Genomic DNA, 21,061 nt, shown 5'->3' with positions numbered 1-21,061 from the left:
CCGTCCCGGCTCACCCCCGCGTCAGCAGACGGTCCGCCGCCCGGCCGAAGAGCAGGAGGGACGCCGACTTCACCGGGCCGTCGAAGGCCCGGGGGAGGAAGCGGACGCCCAGGTCCTCCCGCCACACCACGCGGCTGCGGTCCCCGGGCCCCGGGCGGACCTCGATCTCCGCCCAGCCGAGGACGAGCCGGCCGCGCTTCTCCAGGCGGCACAGGCCGGGGGCGTCGTCGGCCGGCGGGCGCCACACCGTCACCTCCATCACGTCGTCGACGGCGAGCGGGCCGAACCCCGACCGGGCCACGAAGCGCGTGCCCTCGCGGGTCGGCGGGGGCGTGAGCACTCTGACCCGGGTCAGCGGGACCGCGTCGGCGTGGCGCGGCCAGTCCGTGAGCCGGCGCCACGCCTCGTCGGGCGGGAGCGGGACCGTGCGTTCGAAGGAGAAGGTGGGCACGGCACGATCGTAGGCAAGGGACGCCGGTCACCTGCGCGTTCACCCGCCGCGCCGTGCCGCTCGCGTAGCAGGTGTCCTGGGGGAGTCGTATTCTGGAACAGTGGGTGCGCGGGGCGGCGCCACGGGGATCCTGCTTCTACGCTTCCTGCCACGGGCCGGGCAAGCGACCCGTCGTACGGGGGAGTTGATCGTCATGCCGGTGAAGAACTACGGCGTCCTGATCGCCCGCGCCGTCGAGACACGGCGTGAGGGCGCGCGGGAGACACCGCACTACCAGATCCACCTGACGGACGACCACGGCACGCACTACCGCGCCGCGGTCAACGTGCTCTCCCAGGAGCACCCTTCCGAACTGCTCTACCTGGTCGCCGACGACTTCCGGCACCCGCTGACCGCCGCCCTGGAGGGCCTGCCCGGCGGCTGGAACACCCTGCCGGCCGGCCCCGGCGGCCCGACCCTCGACTTCGTGCGCGGCAACCTCTTCGACCCGGCCGGGATGCGCACGCTCCCACCGGACGTCGAGGGACCGGACAACGACCTCGCCGACCTCCTCGACCACTACGTACAGCGCGCGGTGGCGGACCCGCAGGCGCGGGCGTACGTCTTCGGCTCCCGCTTCGGCCCCGAACCCGCCGTCAAGGACAAGGTGTTCGGCTTCCTGCCCGGCAACGGCGTGCACGACGTCCACATGAACCAGGGCAACAGCCGGCGCTTCAAGGGCGACGACGGGGTGTGGCAGGACGGCGGACTCCTGCTGCGCTTCCCCGCGCAGTCCCGCTGGGTCGGCATCTTCCTGGCCTTCCAGAGCCAGTCCTGGCACACCGACGACACCACCGGGCACACCCTGGAGGACGTCGACGGCACCCGGCCCACGACCGGCGCACAGCCCGTGATGATCATCGCGGCGAGGGTCAACCCGAAGGGCCCCGCTCCCGAGACGGAGACCGTGACCCTCCTCAACGCCTCGCCGGAGCCCGCCGATCTCACCGGCTGGCGGATCGTCAGCCGCCTCGGCCACGGCTCGCCGGTCCCGGCCACGGCCCCGCTCGCGCCCGGCGACTGCCTCACCGTGCCGCTCACCGCCGAGGCACCGCTCGGCAACCAGGGCGGCGAGATCACGCTCCTCGACGCGGCCGGCCTGAAGGTGCACGGCGTCTCCTACACCGCCGAACAGGCCTCCCGCGAGGGCTGGTCGGTGGTGTTCTGAGCCGGGGCGGGGGCTACGGGCGGTACACCTTGCCGGGCTCGGCCTTGCCGGGTGCCAGCAGCTGGGGGACCGTCACGAAGACGTAGCCCCGCGCCTTCAGCGCGTCGATGATGCCGGGCACGGCCGGCACGGTCCCGGGGTAGATGTCGTGCAGCAGGATGATCCCGTCCCGGGACGACTGGTCGAGGACCCGCTTGGTGATGAGCGCCGAGTCGTCGGTGGTGTAGTCCTTGGCGGTCACGCTCCACAGCACCTCCGCCAGGCCCAGCTCCTTGCAGATCTCGTGCACGGTGGCGTCGGTGCGGCCCTGCGGCGGGCGCATCAGCGTCGGCTTGCGCCCGGTGAGGCGCTCGATCGCCTCGTTGGGCCGGTTCAGCTCCTCACGTACCTCCTGGTCCGGTATCCGGGTGAGGATCTTGTGGTCCCAGGTGTGGCTCGCGACCTCGTGGCCCTCCGCCGCCATCCGCTTGACCAGTTCCGGGTACTTCTCGATGTGCCGCTTGCCGAGGAGGAAGAAGGTGGCCGGGACCTTCTTCTCCTTCAGGATGTCGAGCAGCCGCGCCGAGTTCTCGCTGGGGCCCGCGTCGAAGGTGAGCGCGATGCACTTGGCCTGGCGGCAGTCGACGGTCCCGAACCGGGCCGGTGCCCCGTGCGCCGCCTCGGCGCGGGCGGTGCTCGGGGCGGTCGTGTCGACCTGGGCGCAGCCGGACAGGGCGAGCGTCAGGCAGGCGGCGGCGGACGCGAGCGCCCAGCCACGCAACCTCCGGCCCGTTCCGCGCGTCTTCCTGGGCGCGTCGGTGGTCGCGTGCGTCGGCGTCGAGATCGTGTCGGTCGTCAGAGGCATGCCGAGGACTATACACCGCGTGTATAGTACACACGTTCGAGCCCGGTCGTACCGCTTCCGCGACGACCCCGTGCACACCAGTAGTACCGGGCGGGTACGCGGAGTAACCTCAGGACCATGACGCGCACGGGGGAGCGAGTCGTCGCATCGCGCTTACGGACACCGTCCTGGATCGCGCGCATCGAGACACCGGACGGCCGGGTCCTGGGCGCGGGCGTGCTGCTCGCCCCCGAGCGGGTCCTCACCGCCGCGCACGTCGTCGGTCCCGGCCACCGCTACACCGTCCGCCTGGTCGGCGTGCCCGGCCTGGCCGCCGTGACCGCCACCGTCCGCCCGGACGAACACGTACCGCAGAGCGAGGACACCTTCGGCGACCGCAGCGGCGACCTCGCCCTGCTGCGCCTGGACGCACCACTGCCCGCCGAGCACACCACGCGGCTCTACCGGCTCGCCGCCCCCCACGGCCCCGTCAGCATGTACGGCTTCCCGCGCGGCGACGACGGCGGGCGCTGGCACGGCGCCACCCTGGTCGCCGCGCGCGGCCGGGACAGCCAGGTGCAACTGCGCCCGCTCACCCCCGAAGAACTCGCCGACCACGGCTTCAGCGGCGGAGGCGTCGTCGACCACGCCACCGACCAGGTCATCGGCATCGTCCTGAGCGTGGACGACGGCCCGCGCTCCGCCTTCAGCTACATGAGCCCCACCGAGACCATCCTCAGCCATCTGCCGCAGGTCGCCGCCTGGACCGACGGCGCCGAGGCCGTCGACCCCCGGCTGCGCACCGGCACCGGAGCGGGCGCCGGCCGGCTCGACGTCCCGTTCGCCGGCGAACTCGCCTCCTGGTTCCGCGGCGAGGGCTGGCCGGTGCTCGTCACCGTCGTCCCCGCGCGCGGCGACCGCGCCTGGACCCTGCAACGCGCCGTCACCCTCGCCGACCGCGAACTGCGCACCCACCGCAACACCAGCGCCGTCAGCCACGACCCGCCCGAGACCGTACCCCCCGCCGGCGCCCACGACCTCGCCCTGGACGTCAAGGGACTGACGGCCGCGGAGGTCATGGACCGGATCGCCGAACGCCTCGGCATCCGCGACGACCCCCGGCCCGAACGGCTCGGCACGCTGCGCCTCCCGCTCGCCGCCGTCCTGGTCTCCGTCGACGAGGCCGCCGAACCCGACGCGCTGCTCGGTCTGCTGGACCGGCTCGCCCGGCAGGGCGCACGCCTGCTGCTGGTCTTCCGAGACCAGGCGGAACGCGCCGAGCAGGCGGCCGAGTTCCTCGTGCACCGGCCGCTGCGCGAACGCTGGGCCCGTCTGCACACCGAACTCGACCGCATCACCGACGCGTTGGGGCCCGCGCTCGACACCCGCCGGGACCGCGTCCTGCCCCCGCCCGGCACCCGGCCGCTCCTCGACCGGGCCGAGGCCGGCGTCCGGCGCAGCCGCATGCTGCGAGCCTGGATCGACCACGCCCCCGAACAGGAACGCGCACCCGCGCGCGCCGGACTGCTGTTCACCTTCGAGGACGCCGTCGGCCGCCGCCGGCGCCGCCTGGAGAAGGCCGTCGACCTGCTCGACACCCGGCTGCGCCGCCGCGAGGAACTCCTCGGCCGCGTCGGCGCCGAGTGGCCGCTGTGCCGGCAGCGGGCCGCCGCGCAGGGCGACCGGGTCGTGGCGGCGTACCGGCTCTACGAACAGGCCGTCTCGCTGCTGCGGCAGACCCCCTGCGACATCGAGCGGGCCGAGGCCGCCGTCGAGCGGTTCGTCGGCTTCTGCTCCGCCACCCCACCCGGTGAGGAGGGCGCCTCGTGACCTCGTGCGTCCGGCCCGGCTGCGCGGGCCGCATCATGGGCACCGGCTACTGCGACACCTGCGGCCACCGGCACGCCGAACCGCCGGCCCGGCCCCCGGCCGGCGCCGCCGAGGAGCCCGAGCCCCCCGGCCCGGCGGCCGTGCACGCCGTCGCCGGCACCGGCGAACTCGACCAGCACGGACTGGTCGTCCTGCCCGAGGTCCCCGTCCCCGACGACGTCCTCGTCGAGGACCCGCGACCGCCCACCGGGGGCCGCCGCTGCGGCGCGAACGGCTGCACCATGACCATCGGCATCGGCTACGGCGGCCAGCCCGCCCGCGACACCGGCCGGTGCCCCCGCTGCGGCACGCCCTACTCCTTCCGGCCGCAGCTCACCCGGGGCGACATCGTCGCCGACCACTACCAGGTTCTCGGCTGCCTCGCCCACGGCGGCCTCGGCTGGGTGTACCTCGCCGAGGACACCCGCGCCGCCGGCCACCGGGTCGTCCTCAAGGGCCAGATCAACGTCCACGACGCCCTCGCCCGCCGCACCGCCGTCGAGGAGCGCCGCTCCCTGACCGACCTGCACCACCCCGACATCGTCCGCATCATCACCTACGCCGAACACCGGGCCCCCGGCCGCCCGCCCACCGGCTACCTGGTCATGGACTACATCGGCGGACGCTCCCTGCAACAGCTCTTCGACGCCGACGACGTCGAGCGGATCTTCCACGGCCGCCCCCGGCTCGACCACGTCCTCACCTACGGCTGCAAGATCCTCGGCGCCCTCCAGTACATGCACGAACGCGGGCTGCTCTACTGCGACATGAAGCCCGCCAACGTCATCCACTTCGGGCGGGCGCTCAAGGTCATCGACCTCGGCGCCGTCCGCGCCATCGGCGACCGCACCTCCGCCTACGTCCACACGGCCGGCTACGCCCCGCCCCAGGAGGAGATCGACCGGCGCGGCTGGCACGTCGACAGCGACCTCTACACCGTCGGCATGACCCTCCAGGCCCTGGCCCGGAACACCGAACCCGCCCGCGGCCTCGCCCCCGACTCCTTCCGCCGCCTCATCGCCCGCGCCACCCACGCCGAACCCCGCGCCCGCTTCCGCTCCGCCGCCGAGATGTCCCGCCAACTGTGGGAAGTCCTCCGTGAGTTCCGCTCGCTCCAGTTCGGCGAGCAGCTGCCGGAGAGCTCCACCCGGTTCCGCGCGACCGGCGCCAGCCTCGACGCCGGACTCGGCGCCATCCCCGCCCTGGACCACTGGACCACCCGCCCCGGCGAGCGGCCCGCCGGCCTGGACGCCTCCCCGCCCCCCGCCGCCGAGGTGGCCGGCGCACTGCCCGAGCCGCTGCCCGACCCCGACGACGGCGCCGCCCTGCTCCTGGACACCTTCCCGCCCGACGCCCCCGACCGGGTCGCCCGGCAGTGGCCGCGCGAATCCCGCCTCGGCACCCCCGAGACCGCGCTGTGGCTGTGCCGCGCCTACCTCAGGAAGGGCGAGCAGCAGGCGGCGGAGAGCTGGCTCGCCGAGGCCGAGACCCAGCTCGGCGAACGCGCCGCCCATGACTGGCGCATCGCCTGGCACCACGGCGTACTGCACCTCAGCAAGGGCGAGGTGGAGCCGGCCGGTGCCCGCTTCGACGCCGTCTACCGGGCCCTGCCCGGCGAGTACGTGCCCAAGCTCGCCCTCGGCTACTGCGCCGAACACACCGGCTCCCGGCCCGCGGGCCGTGGGCGTCCCACGCGGGCCATGCGGTACTACGAAGCCGTCTGGAAACGGGACTCCGCGCACACCGCCGCCGCGTTCGGCCTGGCCCGCGGCCACCTGGCCGGCGGCGACCGGGACGCCGCCGTCCACGTCCTCGACGAGGTGCCCGCCACCTCCCGGCACCACGACGCCGCCCGCATCGCGGCCGTCCGCGTCCGCGCCGGCGTCCTGCACGGCGACCCGCCCACCCCGGCCGGCCTGCGGGACGCCGTCCGGCGGCTGCCCGAACTGCGCCTGGACGGCGGCGCGGCGGCCGGTGAGTCCCGGGCCCGGCTGGTCGCGGAGGTCCGCGAGAACGCCCTGCACGGCCGGCCGGCCCAGGGCTGGGGCCCGGACTTCCCCGCCGGGGAGCTCCTCGGACCCGGGGACGAGGACGGCCTGCGCACCCGGCTGGAGCACTCGTTCCGGCAACTGGCCGCCCAGGCCCGCACCGCCGGCGAACACGGCCGGCTCCTCGACCTGGCCCACGCGGTCCGGCCGATGACCACGTTCTGAACCCCGCACGGCCCTCCGGGAGCCCGACGCCCGCAGGGGACGACCTTCTGGACCACTTGGGAAGAGGCAGCGATGACCGTGGCCGAGGAGACCGAGGTGACGCTCGCGGTCGGCCAGCAGAAGGAACTGCCGGTCGCGCCGGACCCCGCCGGGCGGCACCGCGACCCGGAGATGCACGCCATCCTGGAGATCGGGGTCAGGAGCCGGGGCCGCCCGGGACACCCCGGCGCGCCCGTGCCCGGTACCGGGCCCGCGCTCGCCGAGGTGCTGATCGTCGACACCTCCCGCTCGATGCTCCACCCCGCCGCCAAACTGCACGCGGCCAAGGACGCCACCGTCGCGGCGGTCCGGATGCTGCCCGACGGCACCGCGTTCGCCGTGCTCTCCGGACGGTTCGACGCCACCCTCGTCCACCCCGGAGCCGGCAGCGCGGTGCTCGCCGTCGCCGGTCCCGGCGAACGCGAGGCCGCCGAACGCGCCGTACGCATCCTGGACGCGGACGGCGGCACCGCCATCGGCACCTGGCTCGACCTCGCCCGGTGGCTGCTGAAGGACCACCCCGCCCCCGTGAAACACGTCCTGCTGCTCACCGACGGGCGCAACGAGCACGACCACCGGGCCGCCATGTCCCTGGAGACCGCGCTCGACGCCTGCGAGGGACGGTTCGTCTGCGACGCCTGGGGCATCGGCGAGGACTGGGACGCCGACCTGCTGCTGCGCATCACCCGGCGGCTGCACGGCCGCGCCCGCGCCGTCCGCGCCGAGTCCGAACTGACCGCCGCCTACGAGGAGTTGGTGGCCGGACTGCTCGGCACGGCGGTACCCGAGCTGCGCATCCGGCTCACCCCCACCCCGGGCACGGTGATCCGTCAGGTCAAGCAGGTCGTGCCGAGCGAACAGGAACTGCCGCCCGTCCCGGCCGGCTCCGGCGGGCGCGGCGCGGAGTACGTCACCCGCGCCTGGGGCGACGAGGTACGGCACTTCCAGGTCGTCCTGACCGCCGACCCGACCGGCCGCGAGACCGGCGAGGACCTCCAGCTCGCCGCCGTGGAGATCGACGTACCCGACTTCGGCCGGCCGGTACGGCTGCCCGCGCCGCAGCCCGTCCTGGTGCGCTGGACCGACAACCCGCTGGACGCCTCCCGGCAGCATCCCGGGGTCCGCCGGCACGAGCTGTACCAGCAGGCGAGCGCCGCCGTCGCCGGTGCCTACCGGGCCTGGCTGCGCGGCACGGACGGCCGTGACACCGCGGACCGGGAACTCACCCGCGCGCTCGCGCTGGCCGCCGAACTGGGCGACACCCACCTGCTCGGCGCGCTCCGGCTGATCGAGGCGGCGCCGGGCACCGGCCGGGTCCGGACCGGGCTGAAGGACGTCGACTGGCAGCACCTGATCCTCTCCAGCGCCCTGACGACGCCACCGGAACAGCCGTCGGTGGGCTCGGCGGAGGGCTCGGCGGAGGGCGGTGCCGCCGCACGGAGCGCCGAGGGCGCCGGGACCCCACCGGGTTCCGGCACCCCACCGGGCTCCGGTGCGCCTCGGGGAGCCGTCCCGCCCGGTTCCGCCGGTCCGTCCCTCCCCGTCCGCCCCGACGGACTCGTCGAGTGTCCGGGCTGCGAGTGGCTCGGTCCGGCCGACTCCGTCTACTGCGGCGGCAGGTGCGGCCGGCCGCTGAGAGGGGCGCCCGCATGACCAACGGCAGGGGGACGACACCCGGCACCGGCTCCGCGACCGGCGCGCAGCCGGCGGCCCCGCCCAGCCCACGCCCCGCACGGGCCCGCCCCGCCGACCGCCGCGCCCTCGGCGGGGCGCCGCGCCGCCTCGCCCGCCCGTGGGTCCGGCTCCCCGGTACCGGGCCGCGCCCGGCGGACGGCGGCAGCACGACCGCCCACGACCTGACCGTCCGCCACCGCCTGCTGCTGGCCCTGTCGGCCCTGCTCGCGCTGTCGCTGTTCGTGTCGTACCAGGGCGTGCACGGGGACGCGAACCCGCTGCGCACCTCCAGCGCCCCGGCCGTCCTGTCCCTGGACACCGCGCTGTACGCGCTCGGCCAGGCCGAACGGGACGCCGGCGCACCCGCCCCGACCAGCGACTTCCAGAAGCAGATCTCGGTCGCCGCGCAGAGCCTGTCGGCCGCCGCCGCGGACGACGACGTGGGCGGCCCGGCGGGCCGGCAGGCCCTCCAGACGATCGCCGGGCTGATCACGGTCTACGCGGTCAAGGTCCAGAAGTCCCAGCTCCAGCCGGACGGCAGCCTGTTGCGCGAGGCCTACCGCAGCTATGCCACCAGCATCCTGACGGAGAAGGGCACGGGCATACAGGACCGCCTGAAGGCGCTGCAACGGCAGCAGCGGGCGGCCGTGCACCGGCAGACCTCGTTCGGCCCGCTGCTGTGGCTCGCCTGGAGCATCACCCTGCTGCTGGCCCTCGCCCTCTGCGCCGCGCTGCTGGAGACCCAGCTCTTCCTGCGCCGCCGCTTCCGGCGCCGGTACAACCGCCGGCTCCTGGCCGCCCTGGCATTGTCGGCGGCCGGTGTCGCCACCGCCGTGGTGTTCACCGTATGGACCCAGCGGGGGATGGCGGACACCCGGCAGCTGCTCGACAGCCCGCTGCCCGGGCGGCTGATACCCGTCGCGGGGCGGGACACCGCCTCGTATCTGGCGCACACCGGCTTCCGCGCGTCGGCGGCGGTGTGGATCCTGATAGGAGGCGTCCTGCTGATGGCACTGGCCGAGACGGGCCTGCGGCGGCACATCGACGACTACCGGTTCAGGCCCCGGTGAACGCGCGCCCCGGCGGCTCCGCGACGGCCGCCCCCGGCACCCGGTCCCGCCCCTCCCGCCGCCCGGTCCGCATCGTCACGGTGGTCGCGAGCTGCCTGGCCCTGCTGGCGGCGGCCGTCATGGTGGGCGTACGCGCCCTCGGGCAGGAGCCGACCGTCACCCTGCTGGCCAACTGGACCGGCGAGGACGAGGACAACTTCCGGAAGGCGGTCGTCGAGCCGTTCGAGCGGAAGTACCGCATCCATGTCGACTACCAGGGCAGCAACGCCGAGAGCCAGGTGCTCGGCGCCGACGTCGAGGCCGGGACGCCGCCCGATGTCGTGGTGCTCACCGGCCCCGGCGAACTCGCCGAGTACGCCCGGCAGAAGCACCTGCTGCCGCTGGAAGACCTGGTGGACCAGGCGCACTTCGGCCCGTCCTGGGCCATGCCGCTCGCGGACGGGCACGTGTACTGGTTCCCCCTGAAGGCCGACCTGAAGAGCATCGTCTGGTACCCGGCCGGCGTCGGGGAGCAGGAGCGGCAGCAGGCGGCGCACCGGCCGGCCGCGTGGTGCGTCGGCATGGGCTCGGGTGCCACCAGCGGCTGGCCCGGCACCGACTGGATCGAGGACATCCTGCTGCAACGGTACGGTCCGGGCGTCTACGAGCAGTGGGCACGCGGCGCGCTGCCCTGGAGATCGAAGCAGGTCAGGACGGCCTGGACCACCTGGCGTGACCTGGTCGGCGCGGGAGGCGACCCGGACCTCGTCCGGCGGGCCCTGAAGACGCCGTACGAGGCGGCGTCACGACCGGTCACCGCGAGCCCGCGGGGCTGCACGCTGGAGCACCAGGCGTCGTTCATCCGGGGCCGCCAGCACGCCTGGAAGGACGCCGACGGCCGTTACGACCCCTCCGCCCGGCTGCTCCTCGGCGCCCCCGCCAACCGCGCGTGGGAGGTCTCCGGGGACCTGGTCGCCCTGCTGCACGCCACCCCGGCGGCCAGGAAGCTGATCCGGTACCTCGCCTCCGCCGACGCCCAACGCGCCTGGAGCGCCCAGCAGTCCGGGTTCTCCGTCCACACCGGCGTCCCGCCCGCCGGCGGCACCGACCCGGACTGGCGCCGCTCCCTGGCGCTCACCCTCCGCGACCGGCGGGCCGTGCACTGCTTCGACGCCTCCGACGCGATGCCGCCCGCGGTACGGGACGCGTTCGCCGAGGCGGCGATCGAATTCCTCGCCCACCCCGGCCACTTGGACGACCTCCTGCACTCCCTGGACACCCTCGGCCGCACCCCGGGCCTGACCTGGCTGCCGTCGGTGTGCGACCGCGCGCCGTGAACGGCCGGCGCGCGGCCACGGCTGTGGCGGATGCGGGCGCACGCCGTGAAGCCGTCGGTGTGCGCCCGTACGCCGTCAACGGCGTCAACGGCCGCCGCGCGGCGGGGCGCCGTCAGGGCACGACCGCGCGTCACGCCCCGGCGGCGTACGGGCAGGCCGCCCTCGGCCCGCGGCCGTGCCCCGTGAACCCGCCGGCGTACGGGCCCGGTCAGTCCCGCGTCCAGGGCAGCGTGAGCGCGCGGCCCTGGACGCGGCCCGCCTCGGCGGCCGGGCCGCGGGTGGCCGGGTCGAGGGCGTCGTCGCCGATCGCCTTGGCGGACGCCTCGTCGGGCGCGACGACCACGACCTCGGCACCCCCCGCGCGCAGCTCCGCCACGGACCGCTCCAGCGGCCGTTCGCTGGGGAAGGGCTCGGCGGCGCCCAGCGGCACCAGCACCAGCACCCGGTCGGCACCGGTGGCGAGGTCGGCGTTGGCGACGGACCGCACCCCGCCGTCCACGTACCGGCGCCCGCCGATCGTCACCGGCGGCCACACGCCCGGCACGGCGCAGCTCGCGGCGACCGCGTCGACCAGCGGCACGCCCGAGGCCCGGTCGAAGATCCGCGGCTCACCGCTCTCCGCGTCCACCGCGACGATCTTCAACGCGCGCTCCGGCCACCCGTGGGACGGCAGCCGGGACTCGATCACCGCGCGGCGCTCCGCCTCGGAGACCGTCCGCGCGTCCAGGGCCCGCCGCCCGACCGCGCGCCGCAACTCCGTCATGGACGCGGCCGATTCCATGTCCGCGCCGATCTCCGCCGCGAACTTCTCCAGGTCCATCTCGGCCATGATCTCGGCGGCCTGCCGGGCGGGATCCACCTGCCGGGCGTACAGCTCTTCCAGATCCAGCCCGCTGCCCACCTGCGCCGCCACGGTGGACCCGGCGGAGGTCCCCACGAGCAGACCGGCGCCGGTCACGTCCCGCCCGGCCTCGGCGAGCCCCGTCAGCACTCCGGTGGTCCAGGCGATCCCACCGACACCCCCGCCGCCCAGCACCAACGCCTCGCCCATGTCCGCTCCTCCCGCAGAGTCCTTGATCTCCGGGTACGACACCACAGGCGACGGCGGAGCGACAACCGCCGGGCATCGCGGACAGGCGTTGTCCGCGAGGGGCGTCAGCGTGCGGCCATGACCCGGAGCAGCGGGAAGCACAGCGGTGTCCGGAGCGGTCCGGGAAGCGCGCCGGTCATGGACGTCCGTGCGCTGAACCGCGCCACCCTCGCCCGGCGGCTCCTGCTGAGCCGGTCCGCGCGCGGTTTCGCGCCGGAGCGGCTGTCCGCGCTCATGGCCGGCCGGGACGTGGCCCGTGTCGTCACGCCGCGCTCCGCGATCCACACCCACACCGCCGGCGACTGCCGCGCCCCGCGGCCCTTCGTCCAGCCGGCCCGCGACCGCGAGCTGGGCACCTTCCGCACGGGACTGACCGGTGTCGACCCGGACCGGCTCGCGGCCGTCGCCCGGGAACTGGTGGAGGCCGGGCCGCGGACCACGGCCCGGTTGCGCGGGGTGCTCGGCGCCGAGTGGCCGGACGCCGACCCGCGGGCCCTCGCAGTCGCGGCCCGCCGCACGCTCCCGCTCGTCCAGGTGACCCCGCGCGGTCTGTGGGGCGGGAGCGGCCAGGTCGCCCGCACCACCGCCGAGCGCCGGCCGGGCCGTCCCGCCGAACCCGCCCCCGCGCCGGACGCCGTGGTCCTGCGTCATCTCGCCGTCTTCGGCCCCGCCTCCGTGCGGGACATGCGGACCTGGGCCGGACTCACCCGCCTGGGGCCCGCCTTCGAACGCCTGCCCCCCGGTTGCTGACCTTCCGTGACCCGGACGGCGTCGAACTCTTCGACCTCCCCGACCCCCCGCGTCCCGATCCGGCCACCCCCGCACCGCCCCGCTTCCTGCCCGAGTTCGACAACCTCCCGCTCTCCCACGCCGACCGGACCCGCGTCGTGCCGCCCGCGCACCGCGGCCGGCAGTGGAGAGGGGGCGTTGCGGGCCGCTCGTGGTGGCCCGCAACGCCCCCCGGCCGTCACCCGAGGGGTGCTCGGGAAGTCTTCCGGGTCACGAGCCGACCTGAGCGGTCACCAGGTCCGAGAAGGTGGTCAGCCGGGTGTAGACACCCGGGTAACCGGCCTCCGCGCACCCCTCGCCCCAGGAAGTGATCCCTGCCAGGACGCCCCCGATGAGCAGGGGACCGCCGCTGTCGCCCTGGCAGGTGTCCACGCCGCCGGACGTGTATCCGGCGCAAACCATGTCGGACTGGACGAAGTCCGAACCGTAGGAGGAGCGGCAGCCGGAGTCGGACACGACCGGGACGGTCGCGGTCCGCAGCTGGTTGGAGGAGCCGCCGTTCTCCGAGGTGGTCCCCCAGCCGAGGATGCGGGCGGTGGTGCCGGCCGCGTACACGCTCGTCTGGGAGGAGGAGACGTATTTCGCCGTGGTGTACGGCATCGACGTCGAGAGGGTCAGCACGGCCACGTCGTCGCCGTTGGTGGCGTCCGTGTAGTCCGGGTTGATCCAGATGCCGCTGACCCGGCTCACCGTGCCGTTGGTGCCGTTGAGGTAGGTCCGGCCGCCGACCACGCGGACGCTGCTCGTGGTCTCGCCGACCATGCAGTGCGCGGCCGTCACCACCTTCTTGGGCGCCACCAGGGTGCCGCCGCAGAACTGGTTCTGGGACGCGTCCGTGATCTGCATCATGAACGGGTACGCGGTCGTCGTGGTGGTCGTACCGCCGACGATGGGCTGAGGGGCGGCGCTCGCCGTGGGGGAGGCGAGCAGCGCGGACGCCGCTGCGGCGGCGGTGGCCACCACGGTCGCGGCGGTCTTTCTTGCACGTGTGAGCCCGAACATGAGTCTCCTCAGTGGGGTTGCACCGGTGGGGGGTCGCGCGGGTCTGTGTGGGGGGTTTGCATGGGGGTCGCGGGACCGACCCCCATGTGCCCGGGCGAGCGGCACGCCCATTACGCTAGGACCCGGAACCCTTGGCTCCCAATGAGGGAACCCCCTAGGGGGTTGGGTGAGGGAAAACCCTCGGTCCGGTTCAGTTAACAAGAGCACCGCTCAGGGCGCGCGGTGACCTGCCGCCAATCGGACGATGTCCACCCGCGAACGGATCCCCAGCTTGCGGTAGACCCGCGTCAGGGTCGCCTCCACCGTCTTCACGCTGATGAACAGCCGGGCCGCGATCTCCCGGTTGGTGGCGCCCTCCATGACGAGCGCGGCGACCTGACGCTCCATCGCGGCCAGCGCGTGCAGCACGGCCGGCGCCTGAGGCACGGCCGGCGCCGGTTCCGGTTCGGCGGTGGCCGGGGATTCGTCCACTTGGCGCAGCCAGGGCAGCGCCCGGCAGCGCCGGAACATCCGGGTGGCCTCGTCGAACACCGCCGGTCCGGGCCGTGGGCCGCCCCGCAGCCGGGCCAGCGCGAACGCCGCCCGTGCCTCCTCCAGGCCGTAGCCGAGCTTGCCGAGCCGGTCCTGAGCGGACGTCAGCTGGGCGAGCGCGGCCTCCAGGTCGCCCCGGGCGGCGCGCACCAGCGCCTCGGACCGGTCGAGCACGGCGAGGACGCTCTCCCGGCCGAGCCGCAGCGCGTGTTCCCGGCTGACGTCGATGACGTCCTGCGCCTCGGCCGCTTCACCGGTCCGGACGAGTGCCTCGGCGAGGTCGCCGTGCCAGCGGCCCCGGGCCGGGTCGGTGATGCCGAGGCCCAGCTCCAGGGTGCGCACCCGGCGCAGCGAGCGCACGGTGCCCGCCGGGTCCCCGGCCACCAGCTGGGCGTACCCGAGTGCGCCCAGCGCGCGGGACAGGTACATCTGGTCGCCGTCCTCCTCGGCGTGCTCCACCGCCTCCCGGGCGAGGGCCAGGGCGCGGTCCACATCGCCGCCGGAGGCCTCGGCGAGCGAGGTGAGCATCGCCGAGGCGGTCTCGCCGATCCCGGAGTCCCGGGCGAGCCGCAGGCTGTCGCGGGCCAGTTCCAGGGCGCGTCCGCAGTGCCCGGCGCGCAGCTCGGTCTCGGCGAGGCCGCGCAGGAAGTGCACCTCGCTCTCCACCGAGCCGCGCCGGCGCACCTCGCGCAGCAGCGCGGTGACGGCGGTCCGGGCCTCGGCCAACTGGTCGCCCATGACCAGCCAGCGGAACCGGGCGCTGCCCGCGCCGTTGTGATGCCACGCCACCCGGGGGTCCTGGGGCTCCTTCAGGGCCCGCTTGATGGTGCGGGGCGCCTCCGGATGGCCCATCAGGGTCTCGGTCTGCGCCTGGAAGGCGAGGGAGAGCAGCTCGGTGCGGCGGTCCTCGCCGCGGGCGGCCAGCTCGGCGGCGTGCGCGGCGGCCTCGCGGGCCTCGGTGAAGTCACCCTCCACGATGAGCGCCCGCCAGGCCAGCTGGTAGTGGACCAGCGCGAGCAGCCGGGGGTCGTCGCCGGCGTCGGCGAGGGCCTGCGGGAAGACGGCGTCGACCTCGGCCATGGTGTGGCCGGCGGTGTCGATGACGATCATCCAGGCCCGCACCCGGTCGGCGGGCACGGCCGCCCGGGCGAGCACCTCCCGGGCGATGTCCCGGGCCAGGTCGACCTCGCCGGCGGTGATCGCGTCCTCGGCGGCCGTCAGCCGGCGCTCCTGCGGGCCGGGGGCGCCGTCGGCGGGGGTGTGCCGGGCGGCGAGCAGCCCCAGCTGGGCGGCGACCGAGGGCGCTCCGCGGTCCCGGGCGAGGGCGGCGGCCTCGGCGAGCCGGGCGGCGACCTCCGGGTCGGTGCCGGTGGTGGCCAGGGCCAGGTGCCGGGCCCGTTCGATCGGGTCGGAGGCGGCGGTGGACAGCGCCGCGTGCGCGGCCCGCCGTTCGTGGGCGGGCGCCTCCGCGTACAGCGCGGCGGATATCAGCGGGTGCGCGAACCGTACGGCCGGGGCGTCCGGTTCGGTGGCCAGCAGCCCGAGTTCGGCGGCCTGGGCGCACTCGGCCTCGGCGTTCTCCCGGCCGGCCGCGCGCAGCAGGGCCGGGGTGGGGCGGGCGCCGGCGCTGGCCACCAGCAGGGTGCGGCGGGCCTCCACCGAGAGCATGTCCAGCCGGCTGAGCACCAGGGCGCGCAGCGAGGTCGGCACGGGCAGCGGCTCGCCCGGCCGGGGCGGGGTGGGGCTGTCGGCGAGGGCGCGGCCCAGCTCCAGGGCGAAGAGCGGGTTGCCGCCGCTGGTGCGGTGGATCTCGCGGACCGTGGAGCGGGACAGGCAGCCGTGGCCGCGGTGGTCGAGCAGCTCGGCGACCTGGGTGCGGGAGAGCGGGCCCAGCCGGACCGCGCGGGTGCCCGGCGGACAGGCGCGCAGATGGCGGTCGTACTCCTGGCTCTGCCGGCCCTCCGTGCGGACCGCGCACAGCAGTTGCACCGGGGTGCCCTCCAGGCGCCGGGCGGCGAAGCCGAGGAGTTCGGCGCTGGCCGGGTCCAGCCACTGGAGGTCGTCGGCGACGACCAGGACGGGGCCGTGGGCGGCGAGGGCGCGCAGCGCGGAGAGCACGGCCAGGCGCAGGGCGAGTCCGTCCCGCTGGAGGCTGGACTCGCCGCGGCCGGTGAGCGCCGACTCCAGGGCGGTGCGCTGGGCGGCGGGCAGCCGCGGGGAGACCTCGTCGAGGACCAGGCCGAGGAGGTCGGCCAGGGCGAGGAAGGGGAGGTGGGATTCGGACTCGGTCGCCGAGCAGCGCAAGACCGTGCGCGCGGTGGCGCCGTAATCCTCGGCCAATGACCGCAGGACGGTGGATTTCCCTATTCCGGCGGGGCCGTGGAGCAGCACACTGCCCCCGGAGGCGAGTTGCTCACGGGCGCCGGCGAACAGCTCCTCGCGGCCGATGACCAGGTCGGGGCGGCACCTTGCAGGCTCCTGGAAGTCCCGTCGCACGGTCACCGCTCCCCTCGTGTGTCGTGTCCGGACCAAATTCTAGGCAACGATCCTTGAAATTCAGACGGAAGCCCTGGTGAGGGAAATAACAAACGGTCAAGCAGAGGGAAATTCAAAGTGGCGCCGGATGAATGGTCAGGTTTCCTAACCGACAGGTTTCATGACCGTCAGGTTTCCCGACCGGCTTCGGGCTACGGCAGCAGTCCCGCCCTGCGCGCCGCGGTCACCGCCTCCCCTCGCGTGTGCGCGCCCAGCTTCCGCATCGCCGAACGCAGATATCCCTTGACCGTCTCCGGGCCGATGCCCAGCCGCTCGGCCACCGCCGCGTTGGTGGCCCCCGCCGCCACCCAGGACAGCACGTCCACCTCGCGTGGCGCCAGGGTCACGCCCCCGGCTCGCGGCGGCGTGGTCAGCAGCCCGCACGCGGCGAGCAGTTCGGCCCGCAGTTCCGGGTCGGCGATCCGGGGGGCCAGCGCCCGCAGCGCGGCATGCGCCTCGCGCACCTGTTCCCACACGGCGTTCTCACCGGTGCGGGTCCGCTCGGGCCGGGCCGCCGCCAGCAGCTCCCGCGCCTCGTCCCGCACCACCAGCGTCTGCTCCACGTCCCGCGCCACCGCCACCGCCGCGCCCAGCGCGCGGTCACCGAGCGGCCGGGCCGAGCGCAGCGCGCCGTACAGCACCCCGCGCACCCGGCGCCGCACCACCACCGGCACGGCGAGCACCGCCTGGATGCCCTCGGCGGCCACCGGCACGTCGTACTCGTGGCTGATCTGCCGTGAGCTGGAGTAGTCGGTCACCGCGCACGGCCGGGCCAGCGCCACCGCCTTGCCGCCGAGCCCGCTGCCGGAGGTCACCGCGAGCGAGCGCAGCGCGGCCGTGGTCGTGCCGCTCAGCTCGCTGATCCGGACCTGCGGCCGGCCGGACTCCACCAGGCCGCCGAAGGCCACCGGGAGTCCCGTCGCCCGCCGCAGCCGTGCCAGCGCGCCACCGATCTCCACCGCCCCCACCGCGTCTGCCGTCACCCGTTCGCCCTTTCGGCCGCCCACACCCCCGTTCGGGGGTAGTGAGACCCGCATCACGGATTAGACGATGCCAGAGAGCCGCCCGGCAATGGTCCGGAGCATAGGAGGAGAACCGATGACGACGGCGACGGAGATGTTCCGCAGGGCACGAGACTTCCTGCTGGAACACCGAGAGGACTACGCCACCGCCTACGAGGGCTTCCGCTGGCCCCGGCCCGAGCACTTCAACTGGGCGCTGGACTGGTTCGACGAGATCGCCGAAGGCAACGACCGCACCGCGCTGCACATCGTCGAGGAGGACGGCACCGAGACCCGGCTCTCCTTCGCGGAGCTGTCCGAACGGTCCAACCGGGTGGCCCGGTGGCTGCGCGAGCGCGGGGTCGCCGCCGAGGACCGCGTCCTCGTCATGCTCGGCAACCAGGCCGAGCTGTGGGAGACCGCGCTGGCCGCGATGAAGCTGCGCGCGGTCGTCATCCCGGCCACCCCGCTGCTCGGCCCGGCCGACCTCGCCGACCGGGTGGAGCGGGGGCGGGTGAAGCACGTCGTCGTCCGGGCGGAGGACACCGCCAAGTTCGCCGACGTGCCCGGCGCCTACACCCGGATCTCCGTCGGCGGCCTGCCGCGGGAGGGCTGGGAGCCGTACGAGGACGCCTACGCGGTCCCCGCCGACTTCGTCCCGGACGGCCCGACGCTGGCCGACGACCCGCTGATGCTCTACTTCACCTCCGGGACGACCGCCCGCCCCAAGCTGGTCGAGCACACCCACACCTCCTACCCGGTCGGGCACCTGGCCACCATGTACTGGATCGGCCTCAAGCCCGGTGACGTCCACCTGAACATCTCCTCGCCCGGCTGGGCCAAGCACGCCTGGTCCAACCTCTTCGCGCCGTGGAACGCGGAGGCGACCGTCTTCGTCTTCAACTACACCCGCTTCGACGCGGCCCGGCTGATGGCCGAGATGGACCGGGCCGGCGTGACCACGTTCTGCGCGCCGCCGACCGTGTGGCGGATGCTGATCCAGGCCGACCTCGGGCAGCTGCGCACCCCGCCCCGCGAGATCGTGGCCGCCGGCGAGCCGCTCAACCCCGAGGTCATCGAGCAGGTCCGGCGCGCCTGGGGGGTGGCCGTCCGGGACGGCTTCGGGCAGACCGAGACGGCCGTGCAGGTCTCCAACAGCCCCGGCCAGCAGCTGAAGACCGGCTCCATGGGCCGTCCCAGCCCCGGCTTCCGGGTGGAGCTCCTGGATCCGGTCTCCGGCGCGCCCGGCGCGACCGAGGGCGAGATCGCGCTCGACCTCGCCGCGCGCCCGGTCGGCCTGATGACCGGCTACCACGGTGACCCGGACCGCACGGCGGAGGCCATGGCGGGCGGCTACTACCGCACCGGGGACATCGCCACCAGGGACGCGGAGGGGTACCTCACCTACATCGGGCGCAGCGACGACGTCTTCAAGGCATCCGACTACAAGGTGAGTCCGTTCGAGCTGGAGAGCGCCCTGCTGGAGCACGAGGCGGTGGCCGAGGCGGCCGTCGTCCCCGCCCCGGACGAGCTGCGGCTCGCGGTGCCCAAGGCGTACGTCGTCCTCGCCGAGGGCTGGCAGCCCGGCCCGGACACCGCCAAGGTCATCTTCGAGCACTCCCGCGACGTGCTCGCGCCGTACAAGCGCATCCGCCGGCTGGAGTTCGGCGCGCTGCCCAAGACCGTCTCCGGCAAGATCCGCCGGATCGAACTGCGCGAGGCCACGGCGGCCGGCTCGGAGTGCGAGTACCGCGAGGAGGACTTCCGGTGACCGCGCGGTTGTCGTACACGCACGGGACGAGTCCCACCGTCCTGCTCGGCGACACCATCGGCGCCAACCTGGACCGGGCCGTGGCGACCTGGCCGGACCGCGAGGCCCTGGTCGACGTGCCGTCCGGGCGGCGCTGGACGTACGCCGAGTTCGGCGCGGCCGTCGAGGAGCTGGCCCGGGCCCTGGCGGCCGGTGGGATCACCAAGGGCGACCGGGTGGGCATCTGGGCGGTCAACTGCCCGGAGTGGGTGCTGGTGCAGTACGCCACCGCACGCATCGGCGCCATCATGGTCAACATCAACCCGGCCTACCGCACCCACGAGGCCGAGTACGTCCTCAGGCAGTCGGGTGTCTCGCTGCTGGTGGCCTCCCTCGGCCACCGGACGAGCGACTACCGGGCGATGGCCGAACAGGTGCGGGGCGACTGCCCCGAGCTGCGCGAGATCGTGTACATCGGCGACCCGAGCTGGGACGAACTGCTGCGGCGGGCGACGCCCGAGGTGCCGTACGCGGAGCTGTCCTGCGACGACCCCATCAACATCCAGTACACCTCGGGCACGACCGGCTTCCCGAAGGGCGCCACCCTCTCCCACCACAACATCCTCAACAACGGGTACTTCGTGGGCGAGTCGATCGCCTACAGCGAGCAGGACCGCATCTGCGTCCCGGTGCCCTTCTACCACTGCTTCGGCATGGTCATGGGCAATCTGGCGGCCACCTCGCACGGCGCCTGCGTGGTCATACCGGCGCGGTCCTTCGACCCGGCGGCCACGCTGGAGGCGGTGCAGCGGGAGCGGTGCACGTCGCTGTACGGCGTCCCGACGATGTTCATCGCGGAGCTGAACCTCCCCGACTTCGCCTCCTACGACCTCTCCAGCCTGCGCACCGGCATCATGGCGGGCTCCCCGTGCCCGGTGGAGGTGATGAAGCGGGTGGTGGCCGAGATGCACATGGAGCAGGTCTCCATCTGCTACGGCATGACGGAGACGTCCCCGGTGTCGTTGCAGACACGGATCGAGGACGACCTGGAGCACCGCACCGCCACCGTCGGCCGGGTCCTGCCCCACCTGGAGGTGAAGGTCGTCGACCCGGCCACCGGGGTCACCCAACCGCGGGGCGCGGCGGGAGAGTTGTGCACGCGCGGCTACAGCGTGATGCTCGGCTACTGGAACGAGCCGGAGAAGACGGCCGAGGCCATCGACGCGGGCCGCTGGATGCACACCGGGGACCTGGCGCTGATGCGCGAGGACGGGTACGTCGAGATCGTCGGCCGGCTCAAGGACATGATCATCCGGGGCGGCGAGAACATCTACCCGCGCGAGATCGAGGAGTTCCTGTACGCCCACCCGAAGATCCGGGACGTCCAGGTCGTCGGGGTGCCGCACGAGCGGTACGGCGAGGAGGTCCTCGCCTGTGTCATCCCGAGCGACCCCGCCGACCCGCTCACCCTGGAGGAACTGCGGGACTTCTGCGCGGGGCGGCTCGCGCACTACAAGGTCCCCAGCAGGCTCCAGCTCCTCGACACCTTCCCGATGACGGTGTCCGGGAAGGTCCGCAAGGTGGAGCTGCGGGACACGTACGCGGTGTGATCCCGGGTGTGAAACGGCGGGGAACGAGCAGGCGGTGAATGTTCCACGGCGGTCCCCGGGCGAGCGCACGGTCGGCGGCGCGCTCGGCCCG

Annotated in this window: 14 protein-coding genes and 1 pseudogene; 9 read left to right on the top strand and 6 right to left on the bottom strand. The window is 74.5% G+C overall.

Annotation, left to right across the window (positions count from 1 at the left end):
* Nucleotides 1-10 precede the first annotated feature (10 nt).
* Entirely contained in the window at nt 11-451 is a 441-nt protein-coding gene (locus IE273_RS04515) for an SRPBCC family protein (RefSeq protein WP_189813823.1), read from the bottom strand.
* A 193-nt stretch (nt 452-644) separates the two neighbouring features.
* On the opposite strand from IE273_RS04515, the gene IE273_RS04510 reads away from it, so the two are divergent.
* Nucleotides 645-1,658, top strand: a complete 1,014-nt coding sequence (locus IE273_RS04510; RefSeq protein WP_189813822.1) for a DUF2278 family protein — start codon at nt 645-647, stop codon at nt 1,656-1,658.
* A 13-nt stretch (nt 1,659-1,671) separates the two neighbouring features.
* Here the strand turns inward: IE273_RS04510 and IE273_RS04505 are convergent, their stop codons facing one another.
* Nucleotides 1,672-2,502, bottom strand: coding sequence for a polysaccharide deacetylase family protein (locus IE273_RS04505; RefSeq protein WP_229887077.1), 831 nt, complete (start codon nt 2,500-2,502; stop codon nt 1,672-1,674).
* 117 nt (nt 2,503-2,619) lie between these two features.
* On the opposite strand from IE273_RS04505, the gene IE273_RS04500 reads away from it, so the two are divergent.
* The 5 genes from IE273_RS04500 to IE273_RS04480 all read left to right on the top strand — a co-directional run bounded on the left by IE273_RS04500 (nt 2,620) and on the right by IE273_RS04480 (nt 10,662).
* On the top strand, nt 2,620-4,311 hold the full coding sequence (locus IE273_RS04500; protein WP_189813821.1) for a trypsin-like serine peptidase: 1,692 nt from the start codon (nt 2,620-2,622) through the stop codon (nt 4,309-4,311).
* Nucleotides 4,308-6,563: a serine/threonine-protein kinase gene (locus IE273_RS04495; protein ID WP_189813820.1), complete on the top strand. Its 2,256-nt coding sequence runs from the start codon at nt 4,308-4,310 to the stop codon at nt 6,561-6,563. The genes IE273_RS04500 and IE273_RS04495 overlap by 4 nt, the downstream gene beginning before the upstream one ends.
* 72 nt (nt 6,564-6,635) lie before the next feature.
* Nucleotides 6,636-8,255, top strand: a complete 1,620-nt coding sequence (locus IE273_RS04490) for a vWA domain-containing protein (RefSeq protein WP_189813819.1) — start codon at nt 6,636-6,638, stop codon at nt 8,253-8,255.
* A complete protein-coding gene (locus tag IE273_RS04485) occupies nt 8,252-9,346 on the top strand; it encodes a GlnX family signal transduction membrane protein (protein WP_189813818.1) in 1,095 nt (364 codons plus the stop codon). Before IE273_RS04490 ends, IE273_RS04485 begins: the two co-directional genes overlap by 4 nt.
* Nucleotides 9,343-10,662, top strand: a complete 1,320-nt coding sequence (locus IE273_RS04480) for an ABC transporter substrate-binding protein (RefSeq protein WP_189813817.1) — start codon at nt 9,343-9,345, stop codon at nt 10,660-10,662. Before IE273_RS04485 ends, IE273_RS04480 begins: the two co-directional genes overlap by 4 nt.
* Before the next feature lie 208 nt (nt 10,663-10,870).
* Here the strand turns inward: IE273_RS04480 and IE273_RS04475 are convergent, their stop codons facing one another.
* Nucleotides 10,871-11,713, bottom strand: coding sequence for a patatin-like phospholipase family protein (locus IE273_RS04475; protein ID WP_189813816.1), 843 nt, complete (start codon nt 11,711-11,713; stop codon nt 10,871-10,873).
* 117 nt (nt 11,714-11,830) lie between these two features.
* Here IE273_RS04475 and IE273_RS04470 point away from each other — a divergent pair.
* Nucleotides 11,831-12,852: pseudogene (locus tag IE273_RS04470) on the top strand (DNA glycosylase AlkZ-like family protein).
* Here the strand turns inward: IE273_RS04470 and IE273_RS04465 are convergent.
* The 3 genes from IE273_RS04465 to IE273_RS04455 form a co-directional block, all read right to left on the bottom strand.
* Nucleotides 12,752-13,543 carry a S1 family peptidase gene (locus IE273_RS04465; protein ID WP_189813815.1) on the bottom strand — a complete coding sequence of 264 codons (792 nt, stop codon included), beginning with the start codon at nt 13,541-13,543 and terminating at the stop codon, nt 12,752-12,754. The pseudogene IE273_RS04470 and the gene IE273_RS04465 sit on opposite strands and share 101 nt — an antisense overlap.
* 210 nt (nt 13,544-13,753) lie before the next feature.
* Nucleotides 13,754-16,576: an ATP-binding protein gene (locus tag IE273_RS04460; RefSeq protein WP_189813814.1), complete on the bottom strand. Its 2,823-nt coding sequence runs from the start codon at nt 16,574-16,576 to the stop codon at nt 13,754-13,756.
* A gap of 185 nt (nt 16,577-16,761) precedes the next feature.
* Nucleotides 16,762-17,592 carry a helix-turn-helix transcriptional regulator gene (locus IE273_RS04455; RefSeq protein ID WP_189813813.1) on the bottom strand — a complete coding sequence of 277 codons (831 nt, stop codon included), beginning with the start codon at nt 17,590-17,592 and terminating at the stop codon, nt 16,762-16,764.
* A 115-nt stretch (nt 17,593-17,707) separates the two neighbouring features.
* Here IE273_RS04455 and IE273_RS04450 point away from each other — a divergent pair, with 115 nt between their 5' ends.
* A complete protein-coding gene (locus IE273_RS04450) occupies nt 17,708-19,381 on the top strand; it encodes an AMP-binding protein (protein ID WP_189813812.1) in 1,674 nt (557 codons plus the stop codon).
* The gene (locus IE273_RS04445) at nt 19,378-20,970 is read left to right on the top strand and encodes an AMP-binding protein (RefSeq protein ID WP_189813811.1); all 1,593 of its coding nucleotides are present in this window, start codon (nt 19,378-19,380) and stop codon (nt 20,968-20,970) included. Before IE273_RS04450 ends, IE273_RS04445 begins: the two co-directional genes overlap by 4 nt.
* The last annotated feature ends 91 nt before the right edge of the window (nt 20,971-21,061 follow it).

The organism is Streptomyces olivaceoviridis (genome assembly GCF_014650115.1).
Taxonomy (GTDB): Bacteria; Actinomycetota; Actinomycetes; order Streptomycetales; family Streptomycetaceae; genus Streptomyces; species Streptomyces olivaceoviridis.
This window is presented reverse-complemented; position numbering and strand designations above follow the sequence as displayed.